Genomic DNA, 13,885 nt, shown 5'->3' on the forward strand with positions numbered 1-13,885 from the left:
GCCACGCTGATCTCAGGCCGGAAGGGCGTCTGCGAGCCGGATCAGGGCCGGGCGCGGTGTCACGTCGGCCCACATCCGGGCGGTGGCTGCCAGGCTGTCGATGATCGGGCGGGCCGGTCCGCTGGGTTCGGGCGCCAGCGCCTCCAGCGCATCCAGCAAATGCCGTTCCGCCTCCAGCTCCAGCGCCTTGATGCGGTTGCGCACGCTCTCGCGCGGGCCGTCGTCGATATCGGGCACCGGCGCTTTCAGTATCCGCCGCACCGAACGCAGCGGGGCGACCACGACGCTGTCCCAGGCCCGGGCGGTGTCGCAGGCGGCCTCGATCGTCTCTTTGTCGGGCTTTCGGCCCGTCGCGGCGACCCAGGCGGACCACAGCAGCACGGGCACGTTCTGGTCGTGGTTGTCCTGCAGCGCCAGACATGCCTCGCCGACCCCCGACGCGCCATAGGCGGCGACCGCCCAGTCCCACAGCCTCATGACTTCAGGCCTTCCCAGCGCCGCACCGCGCCCCAATCCAGGCCGAACAGGTCCAGCGTCCGCCCCACCGACTGATCGACCATCTCCATGATCGAGCTCGGCCTGGCGTAAAGCGCGGGCAGGGGCGGGGCGATGATCGCGCCCATTTCGGCTAAGGACGTCATGGTGCGCAGATGGCCCAGGTGGAACGGCGTTTCGCGCACCATCAGCACCAGCGGTCGCCGCTCTTTCAGCGTCACGTCGGCCGCCCGCGTCAGCAGGGTCGAAGTTACGCCCGTCGCGATCTCGCTCATCGTCTTGATCGAGCAGGGCGCCACGATCATGCCCAGGGTGCGGAACGAGCCGGAGGCGATCGTCGCCCCCACGTCGCCCAGCTTGTGGACCACCGACGCCTTGGTCGTCAGTTCGTCGGGCGACAGATCGGTCTCCTGCGACAATGTGAGCAGGGCGGCCTTGGTCACGACCAGATGGCTTTCGACGCCCAGATCGTTCAGCGCATCCAGCACCCGGGCGCCATAGACGGCGCCGGAAGCCCCTGAAATTCCGACCACCAATCTGGCAGGCGGGTTCCGTATGGCTCCGTTCACATCATCGTCCATTTTGGGGGTCAGCCTCCTTCGGGTCCGGGGCGACGGGCTGTCACTGGAAAGTGATTACACAGCGCGCCAAACCGGGCGCTCACTCTACTGGTCCCTAACCAAAGGAGGCGCAAGCCATGACCATCGAGGCTCGTATTCGCGAACTGGGTAATCGTCATCGCACCCTGGATGAGACCATCCAGAAGGAGCTTACCCGCCCGTCCACGGATCCGTTGCAGGTCAGGGCGCTGAAGCAGAAGAAGCTTCGGCTGAAGGAAGAAATCACCAGTCTGGAGGCACGCGCGACCTAGCGCCGACCTCCTGAAAACGACGACGGCCCCAGAGATCGCTCTCCGGGGCCGTTTTCATTGCGCGAAGGCGGATCAGTCCTTGGTGCCGAACACCGATTCCGCTGTCGGCTCGGCGCCGGGACGTTGGCGGGCTTCCGGCACGAACTCGGGCTCGGCCTCGACCTGTTCGACGGGCTGGATCGTGCCGCCGCCGTTCTTCAGGTCGTCCTTGGCCTTCTTGTCGGCGGCCTTCTTGACGATCTCGTCCAGCGCCAGCTGGCCGACCAGGCCGAGAGTCACCGGGTCGACCGGCTTGATGTTGGCGCTGTTCCAGTGCGTGCGGTTGCGCACACTCTCGATGGTGGACTTGGTCGTGCCCAGCATCTTGGCGATCTGGGCGTCCGTCACCTCGGGGTGGTTACGCACGAACCAGGCGATGGCGTCGGGGCGGTCCTGGCGACGCGACACCGGCGTGTATTTCGGCGCTGGCTTTGCCGACTTCAGCAGTTCGGCGTGGCGGCTGACGATCGCCTTCATGCGATAGTTTTCGTCGCCCTGTGCCTTGTCCAGTTCTTCGCGCGTCAGCTGGCCGCCGGTGACGGGATCGACGCCACGGATGTCGCGCGCCACGTCGCCGTCGGCGATGCCGCGAACTTCCAGCGGGTGCAGGCCGCAGAAGTCGGCGATCTGCTCGAAGCTGAGAGAGGTGTTGTCGACCAGCCAGACCGCAGTGGCCTTGGGCATCAGAATGTCGCTCATGGGGCGTTCGTCCCGGTGTTGTTGAGCCGCCGAATGAGGCTTCGGCTGGCGTTGGATACGACGGCGCCCGGCCTTTCGACCGGGCGCGTATGATGCCGATATAGGCCTATTCGACACAAAAGAAAACGCTGACCGACAATCCCATACAGCAACGGTTCATCCGCCCTGACGCAACCTTCGCGGTAATGAAGCTTTTCAGCTTCGGGAGAGGAGAACCACCATGTCCATTCTGCTTGGCGCGGCTCTGGCCGCAGCGATGGCCTCGGGCCAGGACTATGCACAACAACGCGTCGCCCCGCGCGGCGGCTATACCCAGTCGTGCTCGGAAGCCTATGTGAATCGCGGTCGTCTCTATGCCGATTGCCGCGACATGCGTGGCCGGATGCGCGGCACGTCGATCGAGCTGAACCGCTGCGGCGGCGAGGAGATCAACAACGACAACGGCCTGCTAGTCTGCGGGCGTTTCCGTGGCGACTATGAAGACAGCCAGCCCGGTCGCCCCGGCGGCGGCTGGGGACCCGGCAACGGCGGCCCCGGCTGGGGCGGCGGCAATGGCGGTGGCTGGGGTCGGTCCTCGATCACCGTCTATGAGAACGCCAACTTCCGCGGCGCTTCGCGTGAGTTCACCAGCGAAGACCGCAACCTGGGCCGCACCCCATTCAATGACCGCATCAGCTCGATGCGCGTTGAAGGCCGCTGGGAAGTCTGCACCGACGCCGAGTTCCGGGGACGCTGCCGCATCGTCGAAGGCGACGTCCGCTTCCTGAACGGCGGGTTCAACGACAACATTTCGTCGCTGCGCCCCGTGCGTGGCGGGCGCTACTAGACGCTCAGCACGATCTTACCGATGTGCCCGCCGGCTTCCAGTTCGGCGTGCGCATCGGCAGCCTGCTCCAACGCGAAGACCGCCTGAACCGGCGGTTTGACCTTGCCGGATGCGACCCACGGCCAGGCGGTCGCCTCGACAGCCGCGGTCAGACGCGCCTTTTCGTCCGCCGGGCGGCTGCGTAAGGTCGATCCCGTCAGGGTCAATCGCTTCAGCATGATCCGCTGCAGATCCATCTCGACCTTGGGGCCGGTCAGGGAGGCGATGACCACCCAACGCCCGCCCACATTCAGACTGTTCAGGTTCAGGGCGGCGTAGTCGCGCCCCACCATGTCCAGAACCACATCCGCGCCGCCCGCCTCGCGGATCCGCGCCTCCAGATCATCGGTCTTGGCGTCCAGGCTGATGTCCGCGCCCAGCGCATTGGCGGCTGCGGCCTTGTCCGCCCCGCGCGAGGTGGCGATCACCCGGGTGCCTGCCGCCTTGGCCATCTGGATCGCCGTCACGCCGATGCCGCTGGTCGCCCCGTGGATCAGCAACGTCTCGCCGGCCTTCAACGCGCCGCCCTCGAACACATTGGCGAAGACGGTGAAGACGGTTTCCGGCAGCACGGCCGCCTGCACGTAATCCAGCCCCTCGGGGATCGGCAGGACGTGACGGGCGTCGACCACGGCCAACTCCGCATAGCCGCCGCCGCCCAGCAAAGCGCAGACCCGGTCGCCGACCGTCCAGCGCGTCACGCCCTCTCCGACGGCCTCGATCTCGCCGGCGATCTCAAGCCCCAGAACGTCGGACGCCCCGGGGGGAGGGGGGTAGGCGCCGGTGCGTTGCAGCAGGTCCGGCCGGTTCACACCCGCAGCCCGCACCCGGATCAGCACCTGACCCGGCCCCGCCACGGGATCGGGCCGTTCGGCGATCTTCAGGGCCTCGGCCGGTCCGGAACCGCCTTCGATTTCGATCACGCGCATCGCACTCGCCTTGCATTCGTCCGTATCCGGGCGTTCAGATAGGGACCGTGGACCGCCTTGGCCATGACAGCGCGAAAGGAAGGCGACGATGTTCGAAGATCTTGAACCCCGCCCGCAGCGCGGCGAACCGCTGCGGGCCCTGTCACGCGAAGACCTGGATGTTTACGCCGTCGAGGATTTGCAGGAGCGGATCGCCGCGCTGGAGGCCGAGATCGCGCGCTCGCGCGCCGCGATCGAGACGAAACGCTCCAAGAAAAACGCCGCCGACGCCCTGTTCAACTTCGGTTCGTGATCGCGAATGATCCGCTGGCATGGCATGAGCGTTGCATCTTTCGTGCGAACGGCGCCGCCAGGGGCCGATTGCAGGACGGACCCGACCTTCTCTGATGATCAATGCTCAAATGACCTCCGCTCCGTCCCCCGCTGACCGCAGCCGCACCGTTCGCGATTTCGCCCGGTCCGAGCTGTTCGATCGCACCTTCCGCGAAGGCATGGAACTGGTCGAAGAAACCGCCGCCTATTTGGACGGCGAGGGCCGTCGCGATTCCAAGATGCTGTCGCGCGCCGCCGCCCTGGCCTATGCGGCCGAGAGCATGAAGCTGACCACCCGCCTGATGCAGATCGCCTCCTGGCTCCTGGTCCAGCGCGCCGTGCGCGAAGACGACATGTCGCCGGAAACCGCCTGCGAGCCGCGCTATCGCCTGAACGAGCGCCGCATCGACGCCGAGCCCAGCCACGCCGAGTTGCCGATCGCCCTGATCGAATACCTCGTGCGATCGGAAAAGCTGTTCGACCGCACCCTGTATCTGGATCGCCGCATGTATGCCGACGATCAGGATCAGGCCCCGGAAAACCCGGTGCTCAGCCAGATGGGCATGCTTGAGGCGGCCTTCAGGGGCTGATCGCCCCCTTTACGGCCCGACGTCGTTGGCGTCCGCCCGACCGTCGTCGATGGGCTTGGGCAGATTGACGCCGATGCCCAGCGCCTGCGCCAGCTTGTCGTCGCGGCCATAGACGTCCTCGCGGAACGCCACGCGGCCCTGACCGTCCACGAAGGCGGTCCAGTACAGCAGACGCACCGAGATTTCCCGGCCGGTGGTCACGCGCGTCGTCTCGCGCGTGTCCTGGGCCGTGTCGAACTGGGCCAGCTTCGTCGGATCGGGCGACAGCAACAGGCGCGCGAACTCCACCGCATTCTGCACCCGCACGCAGCCGTGGCTGCGCTGACGCGTGGACAGGTTGAAGGCGGCCTTAGACGGCGTGTCGTGCAGGAAGATGGCGTAGCTGTCGCGCAGCTCGAACTTGACATAGCCCAGGGCCGAGCGCGGACCGGCGCGCTGGATGACCGTGCCGTCCTTCACATACATATCGTTGGCGGCCAGATACCCCGGCCCCTTGGGCAGGATTTCGCGGCGCGCGATGCCGGCCGGCACATACCAGGGCGGATTGGCCACGACCGAGGCGAACGGCTTCTCCAGACTGGGCGTCTGGTTCTCGGCCGAGCCGACCACGACGCGGTTGGAGTGAACCGGCTTGCCGTCCTTCCAATAGACCATAATGGCGGCGGCGGTGTTGACCTCGATCCGCTCGGGCGCGACCTCGCGCTTCAGCCAGCGACGGCGCTCCAGGTTCAGCGCGATCTGACGCGCACGGTCCTCGGCCGAGGCGCCCAGCGAGCGCTGGGTGCCCGCGCCGATCCGCCCGTCTGCGCCCAGGCCATGGCGGTTCTGGAAGCTTTGCACCGCACGTTGCAGTTCGGCGTTGTAAACCAGGCCCTGCGACTTCAGCCGCGCGCCGTCGGCGGCCGACAGGTCGCCCTCGGCCGTCAGGCGGTCGATCAGGGCGGGGATGCGGCGATCGCTATTGCCCGGCTCGATGGTCGCGCCCTGGGTGAAGCGGGGCCAGCCGCCCTGCGCCGCCAGACGGCGATAGCGGACATAGCCGGCCGACAGGTTCTGATAGCCGATGTCGGTGGGCGCCAGGCCGTCGTACCATTGGCCCAGCACATTGCGGGTCAGGGCGTCGCTGAGACCGCGCGGCAGGTCCACGCGGTTCTTCTGCATTTCCCACAGGTCTTCGACCGTCTCGGGCCGCACCTTGCCCTCGGCCAGGACGCGGGCATAGGCCAGCGCCGCCGCCGTGGTCCGCAGGTCCGCGCTCGCCGGATCGGCGGCCAGTCCCACAAAGTCGAAATAGTCAGAGCCCGCCAGACCATGGCGATTGGCGCCGGCCGCGACGGTGTTTAGGGCCCGAACCCGGTCGGCGTTCCACACCGGCCGCCAGCCGTTCATCTCATAGAAGGCGCGCACATCCGCCTGCTGCGTCTCGGGCAGACGCGAAATCTGATCGTTGAAGCTGTTGTAGAAGGCGGTCGCCTCCGGTCCGCGCTGCACGAAGACCTGCTGCGCGCGCGCCGCCGAGCCAAGGGTCATGGCCGCCGTCGCGACGCCCAGACCCAGTTGCCGTCTATTCATAGTCTTCCGCTTCTTCGATCGCTTCGGCCAGCGTGGCCGACGCCCCTGGTACCCGAACGCCCCCACATTATCGGTGTTCCGACCAAACAAAAAGCGCCGGCCTTGCGACCGACGCTCTTGGTGTTCCGATTGCTGCGAGATGTCGCAGCCAGGACGCGCTTACTTCTTGATGAAGCCGGCGAACTTGTTGTTGAAGCGCGAGACGCGACCGCCGCGGTCCATCAGCTGGGCGTTGCCGCCCGTCCAGGCCGGGTGCGTCGACGGATCGATGTCGAGGGCCAGCTTGTCGCCTTCCTTCCCGTAGGTCGAACGGGTCTGGTAGGTGCTGCCGTCGGTCATCACCACGGTGATGAAGTGGTAGTCGGGATGGGTATCCGCCTTCATGGTCGTCGTCCGGTCTCTGCGCGGTGACGATGCCGACCGTCCGTGCGCGTGAAATGAGAAACCCGCCACCAAATCCTTTTTAAGGGAAAGGCCCGGCGGAATGAGGGGCGGCGTTTACACCGGGGGGCGTTCCGGGGCAAGAGGCGGGCGAAATGACCGATCAAGCCGCCGCCTCCGCCCCTTCCGCCAACCGCGCCTCGGGCATGGCGTCGCTGGAAGGACGGCCCAGCGCCGGCGCCCTTCTGGCCGACCAGATGTCCGAAGCGGGCGCCAAGCGCGCCAAGCGCCGCGACATCCGCCCGCTGGCGCGACTGATTCCCTTCGCCATGCGCCACAAGGGTCATGCCCTGATGGCGGTGTTCTGGCTGCTGCTGTCCACCGCCGCCTCGCTGGGCCTGACCGCCCTGGCGCGCGGGGCCATCGACCATGGGTTCGAGGCCGGTGGCGCCAATCTGAACATCTGGTTCCTGCTGCTGGGGGCCAACGCCCTGTTCCTGGGGCTGGCGACCGCCGCCCGCTACTATTTCGTCACCCGCACGGGCGAGCGTGTCATCGCCGATGTGCGGAAGGGCTTGTTCGGCCGCATCCTGACGCTGGACCCGTCCTTCTACGCCCATATGCGCACGGGCGAGGTGCTGTCGCGCCTGACCACGGACATCGCCCTGGTCGAGACGTTGATGACGACGTCGATCTCTTACGCGCTACGCAACTTCCTGACGCTGATCGGCGGCGTGGCCCTGCTGTTCTTCGTCAGCCCCAAACTGACTGGCTTCGTCCTGCTGATCGTGCCCTTCCTGCTGGGGCCGATCTTCATCTTCGGCCGCAAGGTGCGCAAACTGACCGTCGCGTCCCAGGACCGCTTCGCCAACGCCGTCGGCTTCGCCGGCGAAAGCGTGGACGCCATCGAGACGGTCCAGGCCTTCGGCCGTGAACAGAGCGCCATCAGCCGCTTCGGCGCGGCGGTCGAGGACGCCTTCAACGCTTCCTTGACGCGGATGCAGGCCCGCGCCTGGATGACCGCCCTGATCATCGTTGTCATGTTCGGCGGCGTGACCCTGGTGCTGTGGCTGGGCGCCCAGGACGTGGTGAAGGGCGCCATGACGCCCGGCGCCCTGCTTCAGTTCGTTCTGCTGTCCGTTTTCGCCGCAGGCGCCGTTGGCGCGCTCGGCGAAAGCTGGGGCGACGTGCAAAAGGCCGCCGGCGCCATGGAGCGGATCGAGGAGCTGATGCGCGCCGTCGCCGGCATCGCCCCGCCGCCTCAGGCCACCGCCCTGCCGACGCCCCCGCGCGGCGAGGTGTCGATGTCGGCCGTGGGCTTCGCCTATCCGGGCCGCCCGGATCTGCCGGCCTTGAAGGGCTTCAGCCTGACCGTGCGCCCTGGTGAGACGGTCGCCCTGGTCGGCCCGTCTGGCGCCGGCAAGTCCACGGTCTTCCGCCTGCTGCTGCGCTTCTATGATCCGCAGACCGGCATGGTCTCGGTCGACGGCGTCGATGTGCGCCAGGCCGATCCCGTCGCCGTGCGCGACCGCTTCGCCTGGGTGTCTCAGGAAACGCCGCTGTTCTCGGGCTCGGCCTTGGAGAACATCCGCTTCGGCCGCGAGAACACGACTTTGGAAGAGGCCCGCGCCGTCGCCGAAAAGGCCCAGGCGCTCGGCTTCATCGACGCCCTCCCGGAAGGGTTCGACACCCCGCTCGGTGAGCGCGGCAAGAGCCTGTCGGGCGGCCAGCGCCAGCGCTTGGCCATCTCTCGCGCCCTGGTCCGCGACGCCCCCATCCTGCTGCTGGACGAGGCCACCAGCGCCCTCGACGCCGAAAGCGAACGCCTGGTCCAGGTCGCCCTCGATCAGGCCATGCAGGAGCGCACCACACTGGTCATCGCCCACCGCCTCGCCACCGTCCTGCGCGCCGACCGCATCGTCGTCATGGACGACGGCCGCGTGGTCGAAGAGGGCACCCACGAGCAACTCGTCGCCCAGGGCGGCCTCTACGCCCGCCTCGCCGAACTTCAGTTCCGCAACTAGGCCGCCGTGGTCCGCGCCAGGGCCGGGAAGTCGCTGAACAGCGCATCGACCCCTGCTGCGGCGAAGGCTGAGGCATAGCCGGCCATGTCGCCGTGCCCGGCCGGGTCGTCGCCTCTGCGTCGCTCGACCGGCAGGAAGGCGTTCTCGGCCCGCAGGGTCCAGACCACGACCTTGAGGCCCGCCGCATGGGCGTCGGTGACCAGGGTGCTCGGCGCTGTCGTGCGGCCGTCAGCGGCGCGCGGCAGGACCAGGGTCATTTCCGGCGCTACCCAGGCGGCGTAGGCGGCGATGGCCTTTAGCCCCTCGGGCGCGATCATTTGCGTATAGGTCACGTCCGCCCGGTCCGCCGGTCCGCCCTGGGCCGCAATCAGTTGGGCCAGCGGCGCATCGATGCGATGCGCCAACCGCTCCAGCGGCCCGACCTCGAAACACTGGATGATGATCGGGGCGTCGGCGCCCGTCAGACCCAGCCGCTCCAGTTCCGCGACGAAGCCGTCCTCCATCGGCAAGCCGATCCCGGCGAAGTAGGTCGGGTGTTTCAGCTCCGGCGCCACGGCGATTGCCCGCCCGGTCCGCGCCGAGGCCTCGCGCGCGATGGCGACGACTTCATCAAAGGTCAGGATCGGCTCTTGACCGTCATAGGCGGCGCTCCCTGGTCGAAACGCGGGCAACCGCTCCCTGGCCCGCAGGGTCTTCAACTCGGCCAGGGTGAAGTCTTCGGTGAACCAGCCGGTGGTCTCGACCCCGTCGATGGTCTTGGTCGTCCGACGGCTTGCGAACTCGGGCCGGTCGCCCACGTCCGTCGTGCCGCCGATCTCGTTCTCATGCCGATCGACGAAGACGCCATCTCTGGTCAGCACCAGATCCGGCTCGATCACGTCTGCGCCCTGTTCGATCGCCAGCTCATAGGCCGCGCGCGTATGCTCGGGCCGTTCGCCGGACGCGCCGCGATGGGCGATGATCAGGAGATGGGCCAGGGCGGGCGTTCCGGTCAGAAGGACGAGGCCGCACAGGATGAAACGGATCATCCGCCTTGGATAGGGCAGGGGCGCGACAGGCCGATGACCGTCTCCTCCCCACATGTGGGGAGGGGACCGCGAAGCGGTGGAGGGGTTCTTGACGCCCCCGCCGGCCGCTGGCGATCAGGCAAGAGCCCCTTCGTCACGGCGCTGAAGAAGCGCCGCGCCACTTCCCCGCAAGCGGGGAAGAGACAGAAGCGAGCCTCAGGAGCCCTGAAGCACCTTGCGCAAGTGCGGATGCAGTTCGGTGTTCGACGCCAGGATCGACTTGCCCGTCTTGGGATCGCCGTCGTTCTCGATGGTCGTGACGCGGCCGCCGGCCTCGGTGACGAACAGGATGCCCGCCGCCACGTCCCAAGGCTTCAGATTGCGCTCATAATAGGCGTCGTAGCGGCCTGCGGCGACCCAGGCGAAGTCCAGGGCGGCCGAGCCCAGGCGGCGTATGCCGGCGACCCGTTGGCCCACAGCGTGCAGATCCTTGATCGACTGGGCGTGACCCGACTTGCCGATGAAGGGCAGTCCGGTGGCGATCAGGCTTTCGGACAGATCGCGACGGCCGGCGACGCGGATGCGCTGGTCGTTAAGATAGCAGCCCTTGCCCTTTTCGGCCCAGAACAGCTCGTTCATGACGGGGTTGTAGGTCACGCCGGCGACGATCTCGCTCGACCCGTCCGGCGCGCGGCGCTCCAGCCCTACCGTGATGGCGAAGTGAGGCATGGCGTGCATGAAGTTGGTGGTGCCGTCGATCGGATCGACGATCCAGGTGTGGGACTTGTCCGTCCCCTCGATCATGCCGCGTTCCTCGCCCAGGAAGCCGTAGCCAGGGCGAGCCTTCATCAGCAGTTCGTAGAGCGTGTCTTCGGCCTTCAGGTCGGCGGCCGTGACGAAATCGCCGGGGCCCTTCCTCGACACCTGAAGCTGGGAGACTTCGCCGAAGTCGCGCAGCATCGGGCGGGCGGTCTTGCGCACCGCATCGGTCATGACTTGGAGCAGGGCGGAGGCGAGGGCCATCGGGGAATCTCCTGGTCCGAAAGTCCTTCAAAGCCGCAGCCGGACAGTCGGAGAAGTTCAGAAAGGAACGGCCCCGCGAGGGGCCGCTTTAGCGTGGTGGTCTGTTAGTCCGCGCGGCGGACGTATTCGCCGCTGGTCGTGTCGACGACGATACGCTCGCCGGCCGACATATAGGGCGGGATCATGATGCGCACACCGTTGGACGCCAGCGCGGGCTTGTAGGACGACGAGGCGGTCTGGCCCTTCACGGTCGGCTCGGTCTCGGCGACTTCCAGCACGACCTGATCGGGCAGTTCCAGGCCGATCGGACGCTCTTCGTGCATCTCGATGACGACCTTCATGCCTTCTTGCAGATAGGGGATGCGCTCTTCGCCGACCCAGTCCTTTTGCAGTTCGATCTGCTCGTAGGTGGTGTCGTCCATGAAGACCAGGCTGTCGCCGTTGTCGAACAGATAGGAGAAGTCCTTCTGTTCCAGCGTCACGCGCTCGACCTTGTCTTCCGACCGGAAGCGTTCGTTCAGCTTGTTGCCGGTCTCCAGGTTCTTGGCCTCGACGTTGGCAAAGGCGCCGCCCTTGCCGGGCTTAACGTGGCTGGCCTTGGTGACGACCCACAGGCCGCCATTGTGCTGCAGGACCATGCCGGGCTTGATGGTGTTGCCGTTGATCTTCATGGGGTCACATCGGAAATGGAGTTGCGCCCTCGCACCGTTCGGGGCGAGGCGAATAGGGCGCGATCCCTAGAGGAAGCCCCGATAAAGGGCAAGGCGACGCAACCTAATGCAGGGTGCGTCCGCCCGAGGCGTCGTCGGCCTTGCGGTGCAGGAAGTTTCCGAACCGCACGCCTGATCCTAGCGGCGCCGCCATCTTGCCGGCCCCTTCGTCCAGCTTGCGCGCCTCGTGGGCGAAGGCGGCGGCCAGACCGGCCGACGACATGGCGGCGACCACCTGACGCGCCATTGAGGACGGGCGCAGGCCAAGCCAGACGGCGTTCACCGTCTGGGCCGCGACCCATAGGCCCATGGCGCGGGTCCGTTCCTTTTGCGGAGGCGCATTCCAGACGCGCACGGCCGACAGGGTCGTCGCCGAGAACACGGCCGGCAGGATCAGGCTGAAGGCCCCCTTGGGCTTTTCGGTGATCGGCAGGTCCTTGTCGCGCACCTGTTTCAGGTTGCGACGGGGCTTCAACGCGCCCGAGGCGATGGTGTGGGCCAACAGGGCGAAGCCGACGGTCAGGGCGATCCCGGCGACCACATGGCCGGCGCTGCGGCCCTCGCTGTTCAGCAAGTCCATGGCGGCGTCGCGCACGTCGTCGATGGCGTCGTCGATATCGGTCATGGTCCGCTCCAGCTTGGCCCTGACAGGCTAATGGCCGGAGCGGATTGGAGTTCCGTCAGAAGGCAGAGCTTAGTTGCCGGTTGCCGCGCCGTCGGTGACGATCTCTTTCATCGCCGATTGCAGATAGTTCTGCGCGCCCATCAGCTCGATCAGCTTGTGCTGGTTTTCCAGGAAGTCGATGTGCTCTTCGGTGTCGGCCAGGATCTTCATCAGCAGGTCACGGCTGACGTAATCGCGGGTTTCCTCGCACTGGGTCACGGCGGCGGCGGTCGTCGCGCGGCTGTCCAGTTCCAGTTGCAGATCGGCGCCCAGGCATTCGATCGGATCTTCGCCGACCTTCAGCTTGTGCAGGTCTTGCAGGTTGGGCAGGCCATCCAGGAAGAGGATGCGTTTGATCAACATGTCGGCGTGTTTCATCTCGCCGATCGATTCTTCGTAGATCACGTTGCCCAGGTGCGCGAGGCCCCAGCTTTCGAACATGCGGGCATGCAGGAAATATTGATTTACGGCCGTCAGCTCGTTGGTCAGCACTGCGTTCAGCGTGCGCAGGATTGCGGGGTCGCCCTTCATGGCCATGGTCCTTGGTCTCGCCACGGCGCTATCGCCGTCTGTCGAGCGCAGCCATAACACAGTAAAACGGGCTTTGTTTATTTGCGAGGTTTTATCACTGCATTGAGAGTGCGAGTGACTGTCGGCCGCAGGCGAAGCAAACTATTCGGCTGCGAGTGCGAACGCTTCGCGGCTTTCCTGAATCATCTGACGCATCTCGCAGACGCATTTGGCGCACTGGGCCTGGCACTGGTTGCGCGCAAAGATGTCACGCGGACGGCAGGCACCGGCCTCGATGGCCTGGGCGACATCACGCTGGCGAAGACCGTTACAGTTGCAGACGTACACGAGGCGCCACACGTTTTACTGACTGAGAATGGTTCGCTATAGCAGTCCTTAAGGCGATTGCAAGTCGTTCGCACGGTTTCGCCCGGCCTTGGGCCGTTGACGGATCGTCGCGGGGGCAGGCAATGACGGACATGGCCCGAACACCCACCGTCCCCGAGCGTCCGCCCTGCCGGCTGTATCTGATCACGCCGCCCGCGATCGCCGACCTGAACGCCTTTGCGCAAACCCTCGATCAGGCCTTGGCCGCCGGCGACGTCGCGGCCTTGCAGATCCGGCTGAAGCCCGCCGACGACGCCGCTATCCGCACGGCGGTCGAGGTGTTGGCTCCTATTGCGCGGCGTCATGATGTCGCGATCCTGCTGAACGACCGGCCCGATCTGGCGCGGAACACCGGCTGCGACGGCGTTCACATCGGTCAGGAAGACAGCTCGCTGGCCGAGGCGCGCCGTATCATGGGGCCTGACGCCATGATCGGCGTCACTTGCCACGACGACCGCGATCTGGCCTGGGACGCCGCAGAGGGTGGCGCCGACTACGTCGCCTTCGGCGCCTTCTATCCCACCGATACAAAGGAAACGGTGCATCGCCCGCCGTTGGACATCCTGACGGTGTGGCAAGAGACGGTCGAGACGCCCTGCGTCGCCATTGGCGGGATCACGGTCGATAACGCAGCAGAGCTTGCCCAAGCCGGCGCTGACTTCGTGGCGGTCAGCGGCGGGGTCTGGAACCATCCCGACGGCGCAGCCGAGGCCGTCAGGCGTTTCAATGAAAAAATGCGGGCCTGACTTCAGGGGATATTAGGAACCGTGTCGTCCTATTCCGACCTCTGATTGGTCGGAACCTGTC

At 66.5% G+C, this 13,885-nt stretch carries 18 protein-coding genes; 6 read left to right on the forward strand and 12 right to left on the reverse strand.

Annotated elements, in window-relative coordinates; translation table 11 throughout:
* Positions 1-12: 12 nt before the first annotated feature.
* Both QRN13_RS11100 and QRN13_RS11105 read right to left on the reverse strand, forming a co-directional pair.
* On the reverse strand, positions 13-477 hold the full coding sequence (locus QRN13_RS11100; protein WP_284877959.1) for a TIGR02444 family protein: 465 nt from the start codon (positions 475-477) through the stop codon (positions 13-15).
* Positions 474-1,076: a UbiX family flavin prenyltransferase gene (locus QRN13_RS11105; protein ID WP_284877960.1), complete on the reverse strand. Its 603-nt coding sequence runs from the start codon at positions 1,074-1,076 to the stop codon at positions 474-476. Before QRN13_RS11105 ends, QRN13_RS11100 begins: the two co-directional genes overlap by 4 nt.
* A 116-nt stretch (positions 1,077-1,192) precedes the next feature.
* Between QRN13_RS11105 and QRN13_RS11110 the strand changes: the two genes are divergently transcribed.
* The gene (locus QRN13_RS11110; protein ID WP_017505994.1) at positions 1,193-1,366 is read left to right on the forward strand and encodes a YdcH family protein; all 174 of its coding nucleotides are present in this window, start codon (positions 1,193-1,195) and stop codon (positions 1,364-1,366) included.
* 72 nt (positions 1,367-1,438) lie between these two features.
* Here the strand turns inward: QRN13_RS11110 and QRN13_RS11115 are convergent, their stop codons facing one another.
* Positions 1,439-2,104, reverse strand: a complete 666-nt coding sequence (locus QRN13_RS11115) for a DUF1013 domain-containing protein (RefSeq protein ID WP_039245300.1) — start codon at positions 2,102-2,104, stop codon at positions 1,439-1,441.
* A gap of 220 nt (positions 2,105-2,324) precedes the next feature.
* Here QRN13_RS11115 and QRN13_RS11120 point away from each other — a divergent pair, with 220 nt between their 5' ends.
* Positions 2,325-2,930 (forward strand): beta/gamma crystallin-related protein, encoded by a 606-nt coding sequence (locus QRN13_RS11120; RefSeq protein WP_091747930.1) that lies wholly within the window; start codon positions 2,325-2,327, stop codon positions 2,928-2,930.
* Here the strand turns inward: QRN13_RS11120 and QRN13_RS11125 are convergent.
* On the reverse strand, positions 2,927-3,898 hold the full coding sequence (locus QRN13_RS11125; protein WP_284877961.1) for an NAD(P)H-quinone oxidoreductase: 972 nt from the start codon (positions 3,896-3,898) through the stop codon (positions 2,927-2,929). The genes QRN13_RS11120 and QRN13_RS11125 overlap by 4 nt on opposite strands.
* 88 nt (positions 3,899-3,986) lie before the next feature.
* Between QRN13_RS11125 and QRN13_RS11130 the strand changes: the two genes are divergently transcribed.
* Both QRN13_RS11130 and rcdA read left to right on the forward strand, forming a co-directional pair.
* Complete coding sequence (locus tag QRN13_RS11130; RefSeq protein ID WP_055754990.1) at positions 3,987-4,190, forward strand: DUF1192 domain-containing protein; 204 nt, start codon at positions 3,987-3,989, stop codon at positions 4,188-4,190.
* Positions 4,191-4,299: 109 nt separating this feature from the next.
* A complete protein-coding gene (rcdA, locus tag QRN13_RS11135) occupies positions 4,300-4,800 on the forward strand; it encodes a protease adaptor protein RcdA (RefSeq protein ID WP_055754989.1) in 501 nt (166 codons plus the stop codon).
* A gap of 9 nt (positions 4,801-4,809) precedes the next feature.
* Here the strand turns inward: rcdA and QRN13_RS11140 are convergent, their stop codons facing one another.
* Together QRN13_RS11140 and rpmE are read right to left on the reverse strand one after the other, a co-directional pair.
* A complete protein-coding gene (locus QRN13_RS11140) occupies positions 4,810-6,372 on the reverse strand; it encodes a L,D-transpeptidase family protein (protein ID WP_017506000.1) in 1,563 nt (520 codons plus the stop codon).
* A gap of 159 nt (positions 6,373-6,531) precedes the next feature.
* Complete coding sequence (gene rpmE / locus QRN13_RS11145) at positions 6,532-6,756, reverse strand: 50S ribosomal protein L31 (RefSeq protein WP_017506001.1); 225 nt, start codon at positions 6,754-6,756, stop codon at positions 6,532-6,534.
* A 152-nt stretch (positions 6,757-6,908) separates the two neighbouring features.
* Here rpmE and QRN13_RS11150 point away from each other — a divergent pair, with 152 nt between their 5' ends.
* Entirely contained in the window at positions 6,909-8,777 is a 1,869-nt protein-coding gene (locus tag QRN13_RS11150) for an ABC transporter transmembrane domain-containing protein (RefSeq protein WP_284877962.1), read from the forward strand.
* On the opposite strand, the gene QRN13_RS11155 is transcribed toward QRN13_RS11150, so the two are convergent.
* From QRN13_RS11155 to QRN13_RS11180, 6 genes are all read right to left on the reverse strand, one after another.
* On the reverse strand, positions 8,774-9,805 hold the full coding sequence (locus QRN13_RS11155; protein WP_284877963.1) for a glycerophosphodiester phosphodiesterase family protein: 1,032 nt from the start codon (positions 9,803-9,805) through the stop codon (positions 8,774-8,776). The genes QRN13_RS11150 and QRN13_RS11155 overlap by 4 nt on opposite strands.
* 195 nt (positions 9,806-10,000) lie before the next feature.
* Entirely contained in the window at positions 10,001-10,807 is an 807-nt protein-coding gene (locus QRN13_RS11160) for an inositol monophosphatase family protein (protein WP_017504555.1), read from the reverse strand.
* A gap of 104 nt (positions 10,808-10,911) precedes the next feature.
* Positions 10,912-11,478 carry an elongation factor P gene (efp, locus tag QRN13_RS11165; protein WP_055754985.1) on the reverse strand — a complete coding sequence of 189 codons (567 nt, stop codon included), beginning with the start codon at positions 11,476-11,478 and terminating at the stop codon, positions 10,912-10,914.
* Between the two features lie 103 nt (positions 11,479-11,581).
* Positions 11,582-12,142 carry a tryptophan-rich sensory protein gene (locus QRN13_RS11170; protein WP_055754984.1) on the reverse strand — a complete coding sequence of 187 codons (561 nt, stop codon included), beginning with the start codon at positions 12,140-12,142 and terminating at the stop codon, positions 11,582-11,584.
* A 69-nt stretch (positions 12,143-12,211) separates the two neighbouring features.
* A complete protein-coding gene (bfr, locus tag QRN13_RS11175) occupies positions 12,212-12,712 on the reverse strand; it encodes a bacterioferritin (protein WP_026108332.1) in 501 nt (166 codons plus the stop codon).
* A 141-nt stretch (positions 12,713-12,853) separates the two neighbouring features.
* Positions 12,854-13,039 carry a (2Fe-2S)-binding protein gene (locus QRN13_RS11180; protein WP_017504559.1) on the reverse strand — a complete coding sequence of 62 codons (186 nt, stop codon included), beginning with the start codon at positions 13,037-13,039 and terminating at the stop codon, positions 12,854-12,856.
* A 131-nt stretch (positions 13,040-13,170) separates the two neighbouring features.
* Here QRN13_RS11180 and thiE point away from each other — a divergent pair, with 131 nt between their 5' ends.
* Complete coding sequence (thiE, locus tag QRN13_RS11185; RefSeq protein WP_284877964.1) at positions 13,171-13,824, forward strand: thiamine phosphate synthase; 654 nt, start codon at positions 13,171-13,173, stop codon at positions 13,822-13,824.
* Positions 13,825-13,885: the final 61 nt, after the last annotated feature.

This window comes from Brevundimonas sp. MEB006b, from assembly GCF_030209705.1.
In the GTDB taxonomy this organism is placed as follows: domain Bacteria; phylum Pseudomonadota; class Alphaproteobacteria; order Caulobacterales; family Caulobacteraceae; genus Brevundimonas.

Coding starts and splice junctions, on each gene's coding strand:
- QRN13_RS11100 (WP_284877959.1), bottom strand. CDS start 477: ATGAGGCTGTGGGACTGGGCGGTCGCCGCCTATGGCGCGTCGGGGGTC.
- QRN13_RS11105 (WP_284877960.1), bottom strand. CDS start 1,076: ATGGACGATGATGTGAACGGAGCCATACGGAACCCGCCTGCCAGATTG.
- QRN13_RS11110 (WP_017505994.1), top strand. CDS start 1,193: ATGACCATCGAGGCTCGTATTCGCGAACTGGGTAATCGTCATCGCACC.
- QRN13_RS11115 (WP_039245300.1), bottom strand. CDS start 2,104: ATGAGCGACATTCTGATGCCCAAGGCCACTGCGGTCTGGCTGGTCGAC.
- QRN13_RS11120 (WP_091747930.1), top strand. CDS start 2,325: ATGTCCATTCTGCTTGGCGCGGCTCTGGCCGCAGCGATGGCCTCGGGC.
- QRN13_RS11125 (WP_284877961.1), bottom strand. CDS start 3,898: ATGCGCGTGATCGAAATCGAAGGCGGTTCCGGACCGGCCGAGGCCCTG.
- QRN13_RS11130 (WP_055754990.1), top strand. CDS start 3,987: ATGTTCGAAGATCTTGAACCCCGCCCGCAGCGCGGCGAACCGCTGCGG.
- rcdA (WP_055754989.1), top strand. CDS start 4,300: ATGACCTCCGCTCCGTCCCCCGCTGACCGCAGCCGCACCGTTCGCGAT.
- QRN13_RS11140 (WP_017506000.1), bottom strand. CDS start 6,372: ATGAATAGACGGCAACTGGGTCTGGGCGTCGCGACGGCGGCCATGACC.
- rpmE (WP_017506001.1), bottom strand. CDS start 6,756: ATGAAGGCGGATACCCATCCCGACTACCACTTCATCACCGTGGTGATG.
- QRN13_RS11150 (WP_284877962.1), top strand. CDS start 6,909: ATGACCGATCAAGCCGCCGCCTCCGCCCCTTCCGCCAACCGCGCCTCG.
- QRN13_RS11155 (WP_284877963.1), bottom strand. CDS start 9,805: ATGATCCGTTTCATCCTGTGCGGCCTCGTCCTTCTGACCGGAACGCCC.
- QRN13_RS11160 (WP_017504555.1), bottom strand. CDS start 10,807: ATGGCCCTCGCCTCCGCCCTGCTCCAAGTCATGACCGATGCGGTGCGC.
- efp (WP_055754985.1), bottom strand. CDS start 11,478: ATGAAGATCAACGGCAACACCATCAAGCCCGGCATGGTCCTGCAGCAC.
- QRN13_RS11170 (WP_055754984.1), bottom strand. CDS start 12,142: ATGACCGATATCGACGACGCCATCGACGACGTGCGCGACGCCGCCATG.
- bfr (WP_026108332.1), bottom strand. CDS start 12,712: ATGAAGGGCGACCCCGCAATCCTGCGCACGCTGAACGCAGTGCTGACC.
- thiE (WP_284877964.1), top strand. CDS start 13,171: ATGGCCCGAACACCCACCGTCCCCGAGCGTCCGCCCTGCCGGCTGTAT.